We start from the raw sequence: 17,758 nt of genomic DNA on the forward strand, positions 1-17,758 counted from the left end.
ACTTTTAATCAAGTTGTCCGGGGTTCGAATCCCCGATGTCTCATTAGTAAAAAAGAAATGTCACTCATAAGAGTGGCATTTTTCTTTTATTTAGAAACAGCAAGGGAAAGTCTGTGATTTCTGAATCCCTGATGTTTTATTGCTGGGAGAAGCATTGTGAGAGGATATGGGGAAAATGAATAAATATGACAAAAGTTTAGAAATGTGGAATCAGTATTTTTTGACAGAAGATATATTGGCTCCAATAAATTTTGAAAAAGGGTGGAAAACTTCTTGTGAAGTTAAATCCGTATATTACGGATGAACAGATAGAAGAATATGGTATAAAAAAGATTGGTGATAATCTATTAGATGATGGCATGATTCTATGGAATAATACCAATGAAATGTGGATCAGTATTTTTCAGAAAAAATATTCAATTATTCGTTATGAAGAAATAATTTATGAGGAATATGCACAGATGAATCGTATGTATTTACTTGAAAGGAGGAGCCAGTAAAACGGGGGATGTTTTACTGGCTTTAGTTATGAAAAAAAGAAAATGTTTTATGTGAAAAAGGTTTATTTCCTTTTGACATTATTTATAGTAATCGAAGTTCATGATGGAATTGTGGTAAATATTTGAAAAAAGTGTGAAATGCATTTTATTAAGGAACCGTAAAAGATACGAAAAAAGAAATGTAGACTTTTTTTGGTATTTTGGACTATATTTTGGATTCAATTCAGGGTAAAAATAAAATAATTATAAACAAATGAAATATTCAATTCCCAAAATATAAAAAAATACACAAAAAACAAGAAAGAAAATTGTATAAAATTACCAAAATGAGCTCCATGATTTTTACTATGACAAAAAATTGACAAGTGGAAAAATTTTCAATAAAATACAGCGAAGTGTAGGAAAGAAGGGAAGTGAGAATACGGAGGAATTATCGAAAGCGCTGATGGAAGAGCTGAATTGTGAAACTACTTTCACGATTCCGGTATTTGGAGGTATTCCGGTTGCCGAATCGGTAGTAGTAACATGGGTTATTATGGCAGTTCTTTTGATAGCGGCATTTTTCTTAGGAAGAAATCTGCGTGTAGAGAACGTAGGAAAACGTCAGTTAGCAGTGGAGACAGTTATTGGCGGATTGCATAACTTCTTTTACGATTTACTTGGAGAGGAAGGAAAACGTTATATTCCTTATTTAATGACAGTAGGAATTTATATTGCAATCGCGAATATGATCGGACTCTTCGGACTGAAATCCCCGACAAAGGATGTCGGTGTTACCGGTGCGCTTGCATTGATGAGTATTGTACTGATCGAATATTCGGGAGTACATGCGAAAGGAATGAAAGGTTTTCTGAAGAGTTTCGCCGAACCGATACCACTTATGCTGCCAATGAATATATTGGAGATTTTTATTCGTCCATTATCATTGTGTATGCGTCTTTTTGGTAACATTTTAGGAGCATTTGTCATTATGGAGCTGATCAAGATCGTGGCACCGCTTTTCGTGCCGGTTCCGCTCAGTCTGTATTTTGACTTGTTTGACGGATTTATTCAGGCATATGTATTTGTATTTTTAACATCCTTATTTATTAAGGAAAGCATCGAGTAGAAGTTAAAGCAAAATTAAAAACGAAAAAGGAGAATTTTATCATGACATCATTAATCGCTATTGGAGCAGGAATCGCAGCATTAACAGGTATTGGAGCAGGTATCGGTATCGGCCTTGCAACATCTAAGGCAACAGACGCTATCGCAAGACAGCCGGAAGCAGACGGAAAAATCACAAAAGCATTATTACTTGGTTGTGCACTTGCCGAAGGTACTGCAATTTTCGGTATGGTTGTTGCAATTTTAATTATCTTATTCTTAGGTTAAGGAAAGGGTCTGGTAGAGAATGCAATTATTAAGAATAGATTGGAACGTCGTCTTTACCATCATTAACCTGATCGTTCTGTATCTGGGACTTCGTAAGTTTTTAATTGGTCCTGTCACGAATGTTATGGAGCAGCGTAAGCAGATGATCGAAGGTCAGATCGCAGATGCCAACAATTTAAAGGCAGAAGCGGGAGACTTAAAGAAACAGTATGAGGGAATGCTTGCACAGGCGCATGAGGAATCTGCAGAACTGCTTGAGAAAACTCGTAAGAGTGCACAGGCAGAGTATGAGAACAGAATCAATGTGGCGGATGCGGAAGCAGAAAAGATCATCGAGAATGCCCATAAGACCGTGGAACTCGAACGTGACAAAACTGTGCAGGATCTTCAGTCACAGATTGCAGTTCTTGCAGTGGCAGCAGCAGGAAAAGTACTTGGTGAGGCAAGTACGAACGAGAATAACCGGTTACTGTATCAACAGTTTTTGACAAAAGCAGGTGGTGTGAATGACGCAGACAGCAAATAATTATGCAACGGTTCTCTTAGAACTTGGTGTGACAAGAGAAGCTGTTGATGAGACAAAAGAGATTCTTTCTCTGACCCAGGATCTGCCGAAGAGTTTAAAAAGCCCGGTTGTGTCAAAACAGGAGAAACATAAGCTGATCGACCGGATCTTTCCGGAATCAATGAAAAATTTTCTGAAGGTGGTTTGCGATTACGGTGAGGCAGATCTCCTTGAGGAAATTTTTGCCGCATATGATGTAGTGGAAGCGGAGAAAAATGGTATCCTTCAGGCAAAACTGGAGTATGTCTTAGAGCCGACAGAGGATGAAGTGGCACAGATGAAGGCATATCTTGCAAAGAAATATCAGAAAGATAAAGTTGCGCTTGCATTGGAAAAGAAGCCGGAACTGATCGGTGGATTTGTACTGCGGGTAGGAGATATAGAAGAAGATTACAGCATGAAAGGGCGCTTAAATCGGTTAGAGAGAAGATTAGCGTGGAGGTGATAACGTGGGTTCTATCAGTTCAGAAGAGATTATATCTATCCTGAAAACAGAAATAGAGAACTATGACATGGTAAGCAAAGACCAGGAAGTCGGAACTGTCATCTGGGTCGGTGATGGTATCGCAACGATTTATGGTATTGAGCATGCGATGTATGGTGAGATCGTTATCTTTGAGAACGGTGTCCGCGGAATGGTACAGGATATCAAACGTGATCAGGTAGGCTGTATTATTTTTGGTAAAGACACAGAGATCAAAGAGGGAACGAAAGTAACCAGAACTAAGAAAAAAGCAGGTATTCCGGTAGGTGATGCTTACCTTGGAAGAATTATCAATGCCCTTGGAGCCCCGATCGATGGAAAAGGTGAGATCAAAGCAGATGATTACCGTGCCATCGAGCAGGAAGCACCGGGTATCGTAGACAGACAGTCCGTAAAACAGCCAATGGAGACAGGTATTCTTGCGATCGACTCCATGTTCCCAATCGGACGTGGACAGCGTGAGCTGATCATCGGTGACCGTCAGACCGGTAAAACATCGATCGCAGTAGATACCATCTTAAACCAGAAAGGCAAAGATGTTGTCTGCATTTACGTTGCAATCGGTCAGAAGGCATCTACGGTTGCAAAATTGGTGAATACACTGACAAAGAACGGTGCCATGGATTATTCCATCGTGCTTTCCTCGACAGCGAGTGAATCTGCATCCTTACAGTACATCGCTCCGTATGCAGGAACAGCACTTGCAGAGTACTTCATGTACAAAGGAAAAGATGTCCTGATCGTATATGATGATCTCTCCAAACATGCAGTGGCATACCGTGCACTGTCATTACTTTTAGAGCGTTCACCGGGACGTGAGGCATATCCGGGAGACGTATTCTATTTACATTCAAGATTATTAGAGCGTTCCAGTAAGTTAAACGACGAGTTAGGCGGAGGTTCCATTACCGCACTGCCGATCATCGAGACACAGGCAGGCGATGTTTCCGCTTACATTCCTACGAACGTTATTTCCATTACAGATGGTCAGATTTTCTTAGAGAGTGATCTGTTCAACTCCGGTATGAGACCGGCGGTCAACGTAGGTCTTTCCGTATCCCGTGTAGGTGGTGCGGCACAGACAAAGGCAATGAAAAAAGCATCCGGTACGATCCGTATCGATCTGGCGCAGTACCGTGAGATGGAAGTGTTTACACAGTTCAGCTCCGATCTGGATGATATGACGAAAGAGCAGTTACAGTATGGTAAAGGACTGATGGAGCTCTTAAAACAGCCGCTCTGCCATCCGATGAGCCTCGCAGATCAGGTAATTACACTGGTTGCAGCAAACAAACGTCTGCTTTTGGATGTGGATATCAAACAGATGAAAGAGTTCCAGGGAAGATTACTGGATTTCTTTAAAATCGAGCATAAAGATGTCGTTGATGCCATCAACGAGAAAAAAGTGCTGGATGATGGGATTACAGAAAAGATCGTAGAGGCAGTCAAAGAATTTAAGAGCAGGTGATAGAGCATGGCAAATACCAAGGAAATTCAGAAACGAATGAAAAGTATTCAGGATACGATGAAGATCACGAGTGCCATGTATATGATTTCCTCTGCAAAGTTAAGAAGTGCAAAGCAGAAGCTCGAAAATACAGAGCCGTATTTCTATGCGTTACAGTCTGCGATCTCACGACTGCTCCGTCATATTCCGGATGCAAAAAGCCGATATTTTGACCAGCGTGAAGAGATTCCGGATGACAGGAAACGCAGAGGCTACATTGTGATCACTGCAGATAAGGGACTGGCAGGTGCTTACAACCATAATGTCATCAAAATGGCACATGAGCTTTTTGAGCAGGGCGAAAACAACAAATTATTTGTCGTTGGAGAGCTTGGAAGACAGTATTTCACCAAAGAGGGGTTAGAGGTAGATACCGAGTTTAAGTACACGGTACAGAATCCATCTCTGCACAGGGCCAGAGTTATCACAGAACGTATTCTGGATTTATACAATAATAACGAATTGGATGAGGTATACATCATTTACACCAAAATGGAAAATTCATTTTCTATGGAAGCGGAAATGATGAAACTGCTTCCACTGGTAAAAGAGGATTTCATGGGGAAAGCTCCTGTTGATATTTATCAGGAGGAGATCAAGGCAGATACGACCATGCAGGATATTTTAGAGCATGTGGTGCCGAACTATGTCAACGGATTTATTTACGGTGCACTCGTGGAGTCATTTGCCAGTGAGCACAATTCACGAATGATGGCGATGCAGGCAGCAACAGACAGTGCAAAAGAGATGCTGCAGACTTTGTCCATTGAATACAACCGTGTGCGTCAGGCTGCGATTACCCAGCAGATCACAGAGGTAATCGGCGGTGCAAAGGCACAGAAGAAAAAGAAGAAAAAATAGGAAGGGGATGTAAAAGCGGAATGAAAACAGGAAAAATCGTGCAGGTCATGGGACCTGTTGTAGACGTTGAATTTGAAGATAATGACCTTCCGTTTATCAAAGATGCGCTTGAAGTAGATAACGGCGGAAAACGCTGTGTCATGGAAGTTGCACAGCATATCGGCAATAACACAGTACGCTGTATTATGTTAGCTGCCAGTGAGGGACTTCACAAGGACATGGAAGTTGTTGCTACGGGAAGCGGTATCAAAGTTCCGGTCGGACAGGGTACATTAGGACGTCTGTTCAATGTATTAGGAGATACCTTAGACGGCGGCAAGACTTTAGAGGGTGAGAAGCACTGGTGTATCCACAGAGATCCGCCATCCTTTGAGGATCAGAGCCCGGTCGTTGAAGTACTTGAAACAGGTATCAAAGTTATCGATCTTTTAGCACCATATGCAAAAGGTGGTAAGATCGGTCTGTTCGGTGGTGCCGGAGTTGGTAAAACGGTACTGATCCAGGAGCTGATCCGTAACATTGCAACCGAGCATGGCGGATATTCTATTTTTACCGGTGTTGGAGAGCGTTCAAGAGAGGGTAATGACCTCTGGTCAGAGATGAAAGAATCCGGCGTACTGGAAAAGACAGCCTTAGTGTTCGGTCAGATGAACGAGCCGCCAGGAGCACGTATGCGTGTTGCTGAGACAGGACTTACCATGGCAGAATATTTCCGTGATGAGGAGCATCAGAACGTGCTTTTATTCATTGATAACATTTTCCGTTTCACACAGGCAGGTTCTGAGGTGTCCGCCCTGTTAGGACGTATGCCATCTGCCGTTGGTTATCAGCCGACACTGGCAACGGAAATGGGTGAGTTACAGGAACGTATCGCATCTACAAAGAATGGTTCTGTTACTTCTGTACAGGCAGTTTATGTGCCGGCAGATGATTTAACTGACCCGGCTCCTGCAACGACATTCGCACATCTGGATGCAACGACCGTTCTTTCCAGAAAAATCGTTGAGCAGGGTATTTATCCGGCAGTTGATCCGTTGGAGTCAAACTCACGTATTCTTGAGGAGGATGTTGTCGGAAAAGAGCATTATGAGACAGCAAGACGTGTACAGGAGATTCTTCAGAAATACACAGAGTTACAGGATATCATTGCAATTCTCGGTATGGAGGAGCTCTCTGAGGAGGATAAATTAACTGTTTACCGTGCAAGAAAGATTCAGAAGTTCTTATCCCAGCCGTTCCATGTTGCAGAGAACTTTACCGGTGTACCGGGCAAATATGTGCCGTTAAAAGATACAGTACGTGGATTTAAGGCAATCGTTGACGGTGAGATGGATGAATATCCGGAAGCTGCATTCTTTAACGTAGGAACGATCGAAGATGTCATTGAGCGGGCAAAGACAATGGGTAATACCGGTTCCGCCAGCTAGGAGGGAGGAACATGAATACATTTAGCTTAAAAGTAATTGCCTGTAACAAGGTATTTTACGATGGAAGATGTGCACAGGTAGTTCTGCCGCTCCATGATGGTTTAAAAGCAATCCAGGCACACCATGAAAATATGGTGTTTGCTGTTGAGGTTGGTGAGATCCGTATCTTAGAGGAAAACGGAAACACGATCTATGGTGTTACAGGAACCGGTTTTGCGCAGATTATCAATAACCGTGCAACGGTCATCGTAGACACCTGCGAATCACCGGAAGAGATCGATGTGAGACGTGCGCAGGAAGCAAAAGAGCGTGCGGAAGAACAGCTCCGCCAGAAACAGAGCATTGAAGAGTATCATCGCTCCAAAGCCTCATTAGCGCGTGCTATGGCACGTCTTAAGGTGGGAAGCAAGGATCAGCCGATCGGTTATTAATGACGGGCATCTGAAGGCAGACAGCCGGTTGGTTACTGATGGCGGACTTTCGAGGGCAGACAGCCGTATACTTCTTTGAACATACGGTTGAATACCTTATAGTTGATAAAACCGTGGCGTTCCATGATCTGTGTAATGCTGTCGCCGGTCTGCATGAGGTCAGAATAAATATGGGAAAGCCGTACCATGTTGACGTATTCTAAGAAGGTGAATCCCATGTTTTTCTTAAAGAAACGGCAGAAGTATTCGGGATTGAGTGCAAAACGGTCTGAGATATCCGAGAGGGAGAGCGGTTCCATATAATGCCTTTCCACATAAGTTATGATATCTTTCAGCCTTGTGAGCGTTTTGGTATCCTGCGAGACGGTACTCTGTGACTGTGGCAGGACGTAAGAAGTATAAAGTATATAAAGAAAATGATGAAGGTGGCTGCCAAATAAAAACTGGTAGCCATTTTTTTCATTTTTATATAAGGAACCCATGGTCAGTAAGTGATCCCGCATTTCGCAGAATACGGGGTCATTTTTATATTTTTCCGCAGAAAAGTATTCCTGAAAACGGATGGAGGCGAAGCCGGGAAGCATCTGGTTAAAAAAGTCAAACGGGATCTGCAGCAGGTAGGTTTCCGTTCGGCCGATCGTGCGGGTATAATGGATGTCACCGGAGTTTACCAGAAAGATATCGCCTGTGTGTAGCAGGAAGGATTCCTCGCGGCAGATGACATGCATGGAACCGGAGGAGATGTATAAAATCTCAACGTGTGCGTGCCAGTGGCTGGGCACGAGCTGGTTGTCGGACTGGTAGATGTCGAAGTAGACGGGGAGTTTGGGTTTGGAGGTGATGATTTCGTGGGTGGTCATGGTGGTGGGGATTCCTTTCTTCTGGGGGAAATTGATTTGTGGCATGCGGGGGTTTTGGCGAGCCTTCCTGCGGTCTGTATGGCGCCGGAGTGTCCGGGTAAGGCTGAGCCGGTTACCGTTTTTTCGTGTTCCTAAGCGGGCACCTGAACAAAGTGGCGATTTCATGCTGCTCCCAGAACTCGCTTTTTCGTTTATGGAAAGCCAAAAGTGCATTGAGCTCGGACAACTGTCCGCAGCATGACTTTTTGTTCATGTGCCCGCTAAGGAACACACAAAAAGCGGTAAGACGGCTCCACCTTACCCGGACACCCCGGCGCCGTACAGACCGCAGGGCATGTTGGAAAGCCTTCCGGAAAATATGTGCGGCAGTCCTTGTAAAATACGATAGGACTGATTCTGCCAACTTTGTTGTTAAGCTCATAATAAGTCAATATCGACCGAAATACAAGTCATTATCTGCCTTGAAATAAAAGTGTAAGGTAAGTATGATAGGAATATAAAGAATATAAGAAACGTAAGAGAGTTGCCGACAAAACGCGTCAATACCAAGAAGCCGTTGCAGGCAAAAACGCATCGAAACCAAGAAGCCGTTGCCGACAAAACGCATCAAAACCAAGAAGCCGCTGCCGACAAAACGTATCAAAACCAAGAAGCCGTTGCAGGCAAAAATGCATCGAAACCAAGAAGCCGTTGCCGACAAAACGCATCAATACACTGAAAGCGCTGCATGCAAAACGCACCAACAACCTGCGCCTGTTGCGAGGAATACGCAGATTTATAAGAAGGTGCTGGGGAGCCGTCGGTCCTTAGCGACCGTATTTTGGTCGCTTAGTACCGCTACGAGCGACACGCAGCGAGAGCGTGCCTTCGTTAGATCTGTGTATGCCTCACAACATTCACAGCCTAAAGAGGAGTTTTGCCTCCAACGCTCACAGCCTTCGGAAGAGTTTTGCCCCCAACGCTCACAGCCTAAAGAGGAGTTTTGCCTTCAACGCCACCCACCAAATATTTCAAAAAGGAGCCCACAATCATGGAAAAATGGCAAAGATCACTTTATCAACCCAACCTCCCTCTCGGAGCTGACGGCACCAAAGTCACCGCCTCAAAAGCACACATCACCCTGTCAAAAGAAGCCGCCAAAGAAGGCATGGTTCTTCTAAAGAACAATGAAAGCCTTCTCCCATTTCAGGCAGGCACCAAACTCGCCCTGTTTGGAAAAGGCAGTTTTGACTATGTCAAGGGTGGTGGCGGAAGCGGAGATGTAACCGTTGCTTATACGACAAATTTGTATGAGGGATTCAAGAAGCTGCCGGAAAAAGTAGAAGTGTGTGAGGCACTCTCTGATTATTACCGTAAAGAGGTAGAAAAACAGTACGAGGCAGGAGCAGAACCAGGAATGACAGTAGAGCCTGCGTTTCCGGAAGAAACTGCAAAAAAAGCGAGAGCGTACACGGACACGGCAGTGATCTGCATCAGCCGTTTTTCCGGGGAAGGCTGGGACAGAAAGAGTTCTTATGATAAGGAGATGGATGAGTCGGTACAGACAGATCCGCTGCTGGAAAAGGCAGAGCGCATTTTTCCAGACGGAGACTTTTACCTGACGAAGGAAGAGAGCGCGATGGTGGAACAGGTGCAGCAGTTGTTCCCGAAGGTGGCAGTCGTTATGAATGTCGGCGGCATGGTCGATACGGACTGGTTTGCAGAAAATGAAAAAATTCAGGCGGTGCTGATGGCATGGCAGGGGGGTATGGAAGGCGGAAGCGCAGCAGCAGAGCTTCTGTGCGGCGTCGGCAGCCCATCCGGAAAACTTTCCGACACATTTGCAAAGAAACTGGAAGACTATCCGTCATCGGAGACATTCCATGAATCGGTAAAATATGTCGATTATAAAGAAGATATCTACGTCGGCTACCGCTATTTTGAGACAATACCGGGGGCTGATAAAGCCGTCAATTATCCGTTTGGCTACGGTCTTTCCTACACGACTTTCGAGTGTGCGTTAGTATCTGCGGAAGAAAAACAGGGGGTGATCCGTGTGCGTGTCAATGTGACCAACACCGGAAAATATCCGGGAAAAGAAGTCATGCAGTTATATGCGCAGGCACCGCAGGGCGTACTTGGAAAGGCAAAGAGAGTCCTTGCAGCATTTGAAAAAACACGACTGTTAGCACAGGGAGAAACGCAGCTTCTGACGTTAGAGGCACCGGTGGCACAGCTTGCATCCTATGATGATCTGGGAAAAATTCAGAAATCTGCCTATGTGCTGGAAAAAGGTAAGTATCAGTTTTATCTTGGCACGTCCGTGCGGGAAACAGAGCAGGTATTTTGTTTTACAATGCCAGAGGATACCGTAACAGAGCAGCTTACCGCAAAACTGGTTCCGACTTCACTTGCGGAGCGCATGCTCTCCGATGGAAGTTTTGAAAAACTGCCGCAGTCCGAACCGAATGATCCGGATTACTCCGTAATCAAACGTGTTCCGAGGGAGGAAAGCGATGGATTTTCACCGGCTGTCCGCGCACTGCCGGGACATCAGATCTGGTCACAGCCGTATAAGAAAGACGCACATATTTTTATGGAAGTTGCAGAAGGAAAGATCACGCTGGATGAATTTGTGACACAGATGACGGATGAGGAACTTGCGCATATTTTAGGCGGACAGCCGAATACCGGTGTGGCAAATACATTTGGATTTGGAAATATGCCGGAGTATGGAATCCCGAATATTATGACGGCGGACGGACCTGCCGGACTCCGCATTGAGAAAAAATGCGGCGTAGTTACGACGGCGTGGCCGTGTGCGACACTTTTAGCATGTACCTGGAACCCGGATGTGGTATATCAGGTCGGTGCAGCAGGTGCCGCTGAGGTGAAGGAAAATAACATTGCCGTCTGGCTGACGCCTGCGGTCAATATCCACAGAAGTCCGCTTTGTGGAAGAAACTTCGAGTATTATTCCGAAGACCCGTATCTGACCGGGAAAATGGCTTCTGCAATGGTAAAGGGAATCCAGTCAAAACATATCGCTGCAACGGTCAAACATTTCGCCTGCAACAATAAGGAGACAAACCGTAAGGAAAGCGATTCCAGAGTGTCCGAGCGGGCAGCAAGGGAGATTTATTTAAAGGCGTTTGAGATTATCGTAAAAGAGGCAGATCCGTGGTGCATTATGTCATCTTACAATATCGTAAACGGACACAGAACTTCTGAAAACCGTGAGCTTTTAGAGGACATCTTAAGAGGTGAGTGGAATTATCAGGGAATGGTCACGACCGACTGGTGGACAAGCGGTGAGCATTATAAAGAAGTAAAAGCGGGAAATGACATCAAGATGGCATGTGGATTCCCGGAGAGCCTGCTCCGCGCAAAAGAGGCAGGAGTGCTGACAAGAGAAGAGATGGAGATCTGCGCAAAGCGTATTTTAGGATTAATACTAAAAATTGATTAAAATGGAGGATTATCATGGGTAACAGTGGAATCGGTGTTCCGCTGCCGGAACTGGCAGCATACTGCAGAGAGGCAGCGGCAGAGGGAGCCGTGCTTTTAAAGAATGAGGGGCATATGCTTCCGATCAAAAAGGATGAGACAGTTTCTATTTTCGGAAGAAGCCAGATTGAGTATTACCGGAGTGGAACCGGTTCAGGTGGAGCGGTTAATGTGCCGTATGTCAAAAATATTTTAGACGGAATCAAAGAAAACAATGCTTTCCCTGTAAATGAGGAACTGGTAGAAACCTATAAAGAATGGTTAAAGGAGCATCCGTTTGACAACGGAGGCGGTGGCTGGGCGGCAGAGCCGTGGCATCAGGAAGAGATGGAAATCACCGACGAGATCGCATGCCGCGCAGCAGAAAAGTCTGAAAAAGCTATTTTTCTGATCGGAAGAACTGCCGGTGAGGATAAAGATTACGAGGACACGGAAGGCAGTTATCTTCTGACAAAACGGGAGAAAGAAAATCTTCGCATCGTAACAAAATATTTTAACGAAGTGGCAGTGCTTTTAAATGTGTCTAATATCATTGATATGAGCTGGACGAAAGATGCAGCATATCAGGATCACATCAAAGCGATTCTTTACATCTGGCATGGAGGAATGGAAGGCGCGAATGCCGTTGCAGATCTGTTATCGGGCAGAGTGACACCATCCGGAAAACTGACGGATACGATCGCAGAGAAACTTTCTGATTACCCGGCAGCGGACCATTTTGGAAGTAAGACAGAAAATATTTATGCGGAAGATATCTATGTCGGCTACCGTTATTTTGAGACATTCGCACCGGAAAAAGTAATGTATGAGTTTGGTTTCGGTTTATCTTATACGGAATTTTCCATGGAGACGGTAAAAGCGGAGAGTACAGGAAATGGAAAAGATGCAAAGATCGCACTCAGTATCCGTGTGAAAAATACCGGGGCAGCAGCCGGAAAAGAGGCTGCTCAGGTTTATGTGTCCGCCCCACAGGGACGGCTTGGAAAACCGGCAAAGGTATTGTGCGGATTTGCAAAGACAAAACTGCTTGCTCCGGGCGAGGAGGAAGTTCTTGAACTTACCATTCCGGTAAGCCGGTTTGCTTCCTATGACGACAGCGGTGTGACTGGTCATAAGTCCTGCTATGTCTTAGAGGAAGGTCTGTATGAGATCTACGTTGGAAACAGTGTCAGATGCACAGAAAAAGCCAATGTGGACGGAAAAGGCGGCTATGAGATTGCTTCCTGCGTTGTCACGGAGGAACTGGAGGAGGCGCTTGCGCCGACAAAAGAATTTTTGCGTCTTAAGACAGGCAGGCAAAAGGAGGACGGGGTGTTTGCCCGTGCATATGAAAAAGCACCACAGCAGATGGTTGATCTGGCAGAGCGGATCAAAAGCCGTCTGCCAAAAGAACTGCCACAGACCGGAAATAAAGGAATTACCTTACAGGCGGTTGCAGAGAATATCAAAAATGGCAGCAGTGTGGAAGAAGAATTGGACGCATTTGTAGCACAGTTTACCAACGAGGAGTTAGCCGTGATCGTCCGCGGCGAGGGAATGAGCAGCCCGAAGGTAACACCGGGTACAGCATCCGCATTTGGCGGTGTCAGCGACAGCCTGCACGGTTACGGTATCCCGATCGCCTGCGCATCCGATGGCCCGTCCGGCATCCGTATGGAGAGCGGATTAAAGGCAACACAACTCCCGATCGGAACACTCCTTGCATGTTCCTTTAATATTCCAATGATGGAAGAATTATATCAGATGGAAGGCAGGGAATTAGTTGGAAACGAGATCGACACCCTGCTTGGACCGGGAATCAATATCCACCGCTATCCATTAAATGGACGTAACTTTGAGTATTTCAGTGAAGATCCGCTTGTGACAGGACAGTTTGCGGCGGCAATGACAAGGGGAATCCGAAGTGCCGGTTCTTCTGCGACCGTGAAACATTTTGCAGCGAATAATCAGGAGACGGAAAGACATAATGTAAACTCCGTTGTATCTGAGCGGGCACTCCGTGAAATCTATCTGAAAGGCTTTGAGATTGCCGTGAAAGAGGGAAATGCAAATTCGATCATGACCTCTTACAACCCGGTCAACGGACACTGGACGGCATCCAATTATGACTTAAATACGACGATCCTGCGTGGTGAGTGGGGATATCAGGGAATTGTTATGACAGACTGGTGGGCGAAGATGAATGATGTTGTAAACGGCGGGGAGGCAGACCGCAGATACACCTCATTCATGGTTCGCGCACAGAATGACTTATACATGGTAGTCAACAATAATGGTGCTGCCATCAATGCAGTAGGCGATGATACCTTAGAGGCACTGGAGGCAGGAAAACTCACTGTTGGAGAGTTACAGCGCTGTGCGAAAAACATCTGCCGTTTCCTGCTTGGAACACCTGTGATGAAACGTCCGTTAAAAGATTTTGATCCACTGCTTACAGTTACTGCAAAAGAAGCAGTAAATACAGACGGAAAGCAGGTCTGTGCACTGCAGAGCGGAAGCCGTATCGAGGCAGGAAAGTTTGAAAATACAGTCCTTTATGTGGAAAAAGAAAGCATTTTAAACGTTAATGCACATTTCTGTTTCCCGGTGGAAGGATTAGCACAGGGAGCTGCTAATCTGTATCTGAATGGAGAACTGATGGCAACCGTCCAGACAGGTGGAACCGGAGAGCGTTTCCTGACACAGCGGATGTGCCGTGTGAAATTTATGCCGGGGTATTATGAACTGAAAGCAGAGTATGTGACACCGGAATTGAAATTAGACTGGATTGAGTTAGAGTAAAATTTATTATCTGAATTTATAAAGTAAAAGTATACAATTTTAATCTCATAAAACAACTTAAAAAAGCAAAAATTAAGTAAAAACTCTGAAAATTTACAAACTAATATATGCTTAATTGACAATGTTTTTTGAAGTAACATATAATTAAAAAACAAAGTGCATAAAGCTAATAAATGTATTGGAGGTAAGTTTATGAGAAAACGTTTTATGGGAAAACGACTTGTAGCCGCTCTTTTAGCGGCTGCAGTTGCGTTTTCAAGCGGCAATTTTGCAGGGGGATACGAGTATGTCTATGCGGCAGAAGCGAGTGTGTTTTATACCGGGACAAACACAGTAACAAAAGACAAACTGGATCTTGCAACAGAGGATTGGGATAATCCGCCAATGATCACTTATGATGAAAGTATTGCAGATTGTGTGACAACGAAAGATTTCACAATGAAGGCAGATATTACACTGGATGATGAGGCGTATGCATCATTGGGTACCGGGGAAAGTTACTTAAAGGTTCAGGGTATCGTGAAGCTGGGAAGTGAGTGGACATGGACAGACAGTCAGGATATCCCGTATTTACAGCAGAGCAGTTTTTCAGAAGATACACACAAAACAACGATTACGATCAAGTTTGAGGATAAGGATGCAGATGATTTAAAAGGTGTATATTTCCGACTGATTGGTCAGGGTTTTTCAGGAACATGTACATTTTCCAATGTCACATTAAGCGGTGTGGCAGAAGCGCAGCCGGAACTGCCTGCAAAAGATCCGAGTGTGATCGATGATTTTGAATCTGCAGAGACAGGAAGCAGTGCAGGCTGGGAGCAGGAAGGCGGCTGGCAGTACGACAATGCGGTAGGAATCAGTGTAGCTGAATTTCAGGGAAGCAAAATGTTAAAGGCAGATCTTGATTATACCGGTTGTGAAGGTTTTACATGGAGTGAGGCAAAGATTAAAAAGTCGTTTGCAGAAGGACTCGATGTATCGGCTTATAATGTTTTAAGCTATGAAATGATCTATCCGGAAGCTTTTGACGGTTCTTTTAAGGCAAAGATTTTTGCAAAAAACGGAGCAGATGATGTGGAGATCATCAACAAAGAAGCAAAGATCGAAACGTCAGATCTCGGTGACGGATATAAGAAAGCAGTGGTCACTGTCAAATTCTCACCAAACACTGCAAAGATCACGGATCTGATGATTGGAACAGTTGGTGTGAGCACTGCCTTTTTGGGAAGCGTATATCTGGATAACCTGACTTTATCCCAGTATAATGCAGCGGGCGATTATACGGAGATCACAGAGACGGCAGGAGAGGCTGTGCTTGCAGATACGTCCAGTATGCCGGAAGAAGTAACACTTTCGGATGTGAATGCATCAGGTTCAGCAAAAGCGTTATATGCATATTTAAAAGGACTGGATGCTGCTGACCAGGTATTATTCGGACATCAGAATGACACAAGCAAGCATGTTTCAACCAGAGACGGTGTCTATTCGGATACAAAGGACGTGACCGGAAGTATTAGTGGTCTGGTCGGAATCGATTCGCTGGCACTGACAGGCGGGGAACTTGGAATTGATAACGTAGATGATGCAGTTCAGAAATCTATCGAGATCAGCAAGGCAGCAGCTGCAGAGGGTGCGATCATCACATTATCCACCCATATGCCGAATATGAGCAATGAAAAAATCATTGCAACACCGGATGCGGCGAGAAAATATGATTTTTCACAGTGTGATTTTTCGGAGGCAAAAGACCTGAGCAATAACTGCTCCGCAGAAGTACTTCCGGGTGGAAAATACAATGCGCAGTTTACAACCTATCTTGATATCATTGCAGATTACGCAAACGGACTTGGCGATATTCCTGTTTTATTCCGTCCATTCCATGAAAATACAGGCGGATGGTTCTGGTGGGGTGCTGCGACAACCGCTAAAGAGACATACCGTGCGCTGTTCCAGTACATACAGGATTATCTGGCATCAAAGGGAGTACACAACTTTATTTATGTATATTCCCCAAATGGTCCGTTAACTTCAGAGGAAGAGTATATGGACCGCTATCCGGGCGATGACTGTGTGGATATCGTTGCATTTGATTACTATGATGATTACAATACTTATCCGGCAGAATATTCCGGCGAGTTTGTGGATAATTTAAAGAAAACCTGTCAGGTGGTAAAGAATATTGCAGACGCAAAAGGAAAAGTAGCTGCAATTTCCGAAACCGGTGTAAGGGTGATGAAAGCCGATGGATCGGATAATGAAGGAATTTTAGTAAAAGGAAATCCGATCGCAGGACACAACTGGTACAAACAGGTTAATCAGGTGGCAGTTGACACCGGAATGCCGTACTTCTTATTGTGGGCAAATTTTGGAGACACCAACTTTTATGTCCCATATAAATATGATGATACCCACGGACAGGAACTGATCAACGAGTTTATTGAATTCTACAATGAAAAATCTTCTGTTTTTGCGAATGGAACAAACTTTTACGGAAATGCAGACCAGAAAGAAGTAAGAAATGCAAATCAGGGAAATGCAGCAGGTTATTTTGCCAATGTTTTCTCTAAGATGGCAATCACAAGTGCATTTACTTTAAAAGCAAATGTGAGAAATGCACAGAGTGTAAGTTTTGTGCTGACAAACCCGGATACAAATACAGAAAAAACGATCACGGCAGAGAAAACGGAAGAATCCGGTGCTTACGAAGGTGTGCTGTCTGCGGATATTCTGAGTGCACTTGGAACAACGGATACCGGTAAGATCAGCCTTGTGGCAGATGGCAAAACACTTGTGACTGTTTCCTATATCAGTTTTGGAAAAGAAAAGGAAACACTTGCAAAGAATGTCATTGAAAATTTTGAATTATACTATGATGACAATGACTACCTGAATGGAACTTTTACAGAAAATTCAGCAGCAAACTGCAGTTCCTCCTTTGTATTAGATAAGGATCATAAAGCAGAAGGTGTTTACGGAGGTGCATTTACTTATCAGCTTAAGACGAGCGGACCGGAAGTATGGACCGGACGTATGAAAGGTTTAAGCACAAACGATTACAGCGAATACAATGCGGTCAGCATGTGGGTAAAACCGGATGGAAAAGGACAGAAACTGGTAGTTCAGCTTGTTTCCGGCGGAGAGGATTTCGAAGTATTTCTGACTGACTTTGTAAAGACGACAGAGGCAAAATATGTTACGATCCCATTTAACAAATTAAAGGGTAAACAGAATGGAACTTTTGATCCAAAGAATGTTACGAAGTTTGCAATCTGGTGTAACAGCATTTCAGAAGACGGAAATGGGGTTGATATCCAGTCGAAAATTGTTTTTGATGATATCCGCTTTGTAAATGTGGATGAATCAAAGTTAAATGTGACAGAAGGTGGATATGTACTGACAGATCAGTCACTCGTGTCCGGAGGACAGAAACCGGGAGATACAGAGAAACCGGGAGATACAGAGAAACCGGGAGATACAGAGAA

General features: G+C 44.5%; 13 protein-coding genes. 12 read left to right on the forward strand and 1 reads right to left on the reverse strand.

Annotation, left to right across the window (positions count from 1 at the left end):
- The first annotated feature begins 275 nt into the window (after positions 1 to 275).
- From DXA60_RS10510 to atpC, 9 genes are all read left to right on the forward strand, one after another.
- A complete protein-coding gene (locus DXA60_RS10510; protein ID WP_147345388.1) occupies positions 276 to 500 on the forward strand; it encodes a hypothetical protein in 225 nt (74 codons plus the stop codon).
- 445 nt (positions 501 to 945) lie between these two features.
- Positions 946 to 1,608: a F0F1 ATP synthase subunit A gene (locus tag DXA60_RS10515; protein WP_117921162.1), complete on the forward strand. Its 663-nt coding sequence runs from the start codon at positions 946 to 948 to the stop codon at positions 1,606 to 1,608.
- 41 nt (positions 1,609 to 1,649) lie between these two features.
- Entirely contained in the window at positions 1,650 to 1,874 is a 225-nt protein-coding gene (gene atpE / locus DXA60_RS10520; protein ID WP_006857776.1) for an ATP synthase F0 subunit C, read from the forward strand.
- Between the two features lie 19 nt (positions 1,875 to 1,893).
- On the forward strand, positions 1,894 to 2,400 hold the full coding sequence (gene atpF, locus DXA60_RS10525; RefSeq protein WP_117921163.1) for a F0F1 ATP synthase subunit B: 507 nt from the start codon (positions 1,894 to 1,896) through the stop codon (positions 2,398 to 2,400).
- Positions 2,381 to 2,884 carry an ATP synthase F1 subunit delta gene (gene atpH, locus DXA60_RS10530; RefSeq protein WP_022112582.1) on the forward strand — a complete coding sequence of 168 codons (504 nt, stop codon included), beginning with the start codon at positions 2,381 to 2,383 and terminating at the stop codon, positions 2,882 to 2,884. The genes atpF and atpH overlap by 20 nt, the downstream gene beginning before the upstream one ends.
- A 4-nt stretch (positions 2,885 to 2,888) precedes the next feature.
- A complete protein-coding gene (atpA, locus tag DXA60_RS10535) occupies positions 2,889 to 4,391 on the forward strand; it encodes a F0F1 ATP synthase subunit alpha (protein ID WP_006857773.1) in 1,503 nt (500 codons plus the stop codon).
- A 6-nt stretch (positions 4,392 to 4,397) separates the two neighbouring features.
- A complete protein-coding gene (atpG, locus tag DXA60_RS10540; protein WP_117921164.1) occupies positions 4,398 to 5,291 on the forward strand; it encodes an ATP synthase F1 subunit gamma in 894 nt (297 codons plus the stop codon).
- A gap of 20 nt (positions 5,292 to 5,311) precedes the next feature.
- Complete coding sequence (atpD, locus tag DXA60_RS10545; RefSeq protein WP_117921165.1) at positions 5,312 to 6,718, forward strand: F0F1 ATP synthase subunit beta; 1,407 nt, start codon at positions 5,312 to 5,314, stop codon at positions 6,716 to 6,718.
- Positions 6,719 to 6,729: 11 nt separating this feature from the next.
- A complete protein-coding gene (atpC, locus tag DXA60_RS10550; protein ID WP_117921166.1) occupies positions 6,730 to 7,149 on the forward strand; it encodes an ATP synthase F1 subunit epsilon in 420 nt (139 codons plus the stop codon).
- Between the two features lie 32 nt (positions 7,150 to 7,181).
- Here the strand turns inward: atpC and DXA60_RS10555 are convergent, their stop codons facing one another.
- Entirely contained in the window at positions 7,182 to 8,174 is a 993-nt protein-coding gene (locus DXA60_RS10555) for a helix-turn-helix transcriptional regulator (RefSeq protein ID WP_158570871.1), read from the reverse strand.
- An 865-nt stretch (positions 8,175 to 9,039) separates the two neighbouring features.
- Here DXA60_RS10555 and DXA60_RS10560 point away from each other — a divergent pair.
- From DXA60_RS10560 to DXA60_RS10570, 3 genes are all read left to right on the forward strand, one after another.
- The gene (locus tag DXA60_RS10560; RefSeq protein WP_117921168.1) at positions 9,040 to 11,457 is read left to right on the forward strand and encodes a glycoside hydrolase family 3 protein; all 2,418 of its coding nucleotides are present in this window, start codon (positions 9,040 to 9,042) and stop codon (positions 11,455 to 11,457) included.
- 14 nt (positions 11,458 to 11,471) lie between these two features.
- Positions 11,472 to 14,276, forward strand: a complete 2,805-nt coding sequence (locus DXA60_RS10565; protein ID WP_117921169.1) for a glycoside hydrolase family 3 protein — start codon at positions 11,472 to 11,474, stop codon at positions 14,274 to 14,276.
- 192 nt (positions 14,277 to 14,468) lie between these two features.
- The coding region (locus DXA60_RS10570) for a glycosyl hydrolase (RefSeq protein WP_243006851.1) at positions 14,469 to 17,758 on the forward strand (3,290 nt) is incomplete at its 3' end.

Source organism: Roseburia sp. OF03-24 (assembly GCF_003463035.1).
Classification (GTDB): Bacteria; Bacillota; Clostridia; order Lachnospirales; family Lachnospiraceae; genus Roseburia; species Roseburia rectibacter.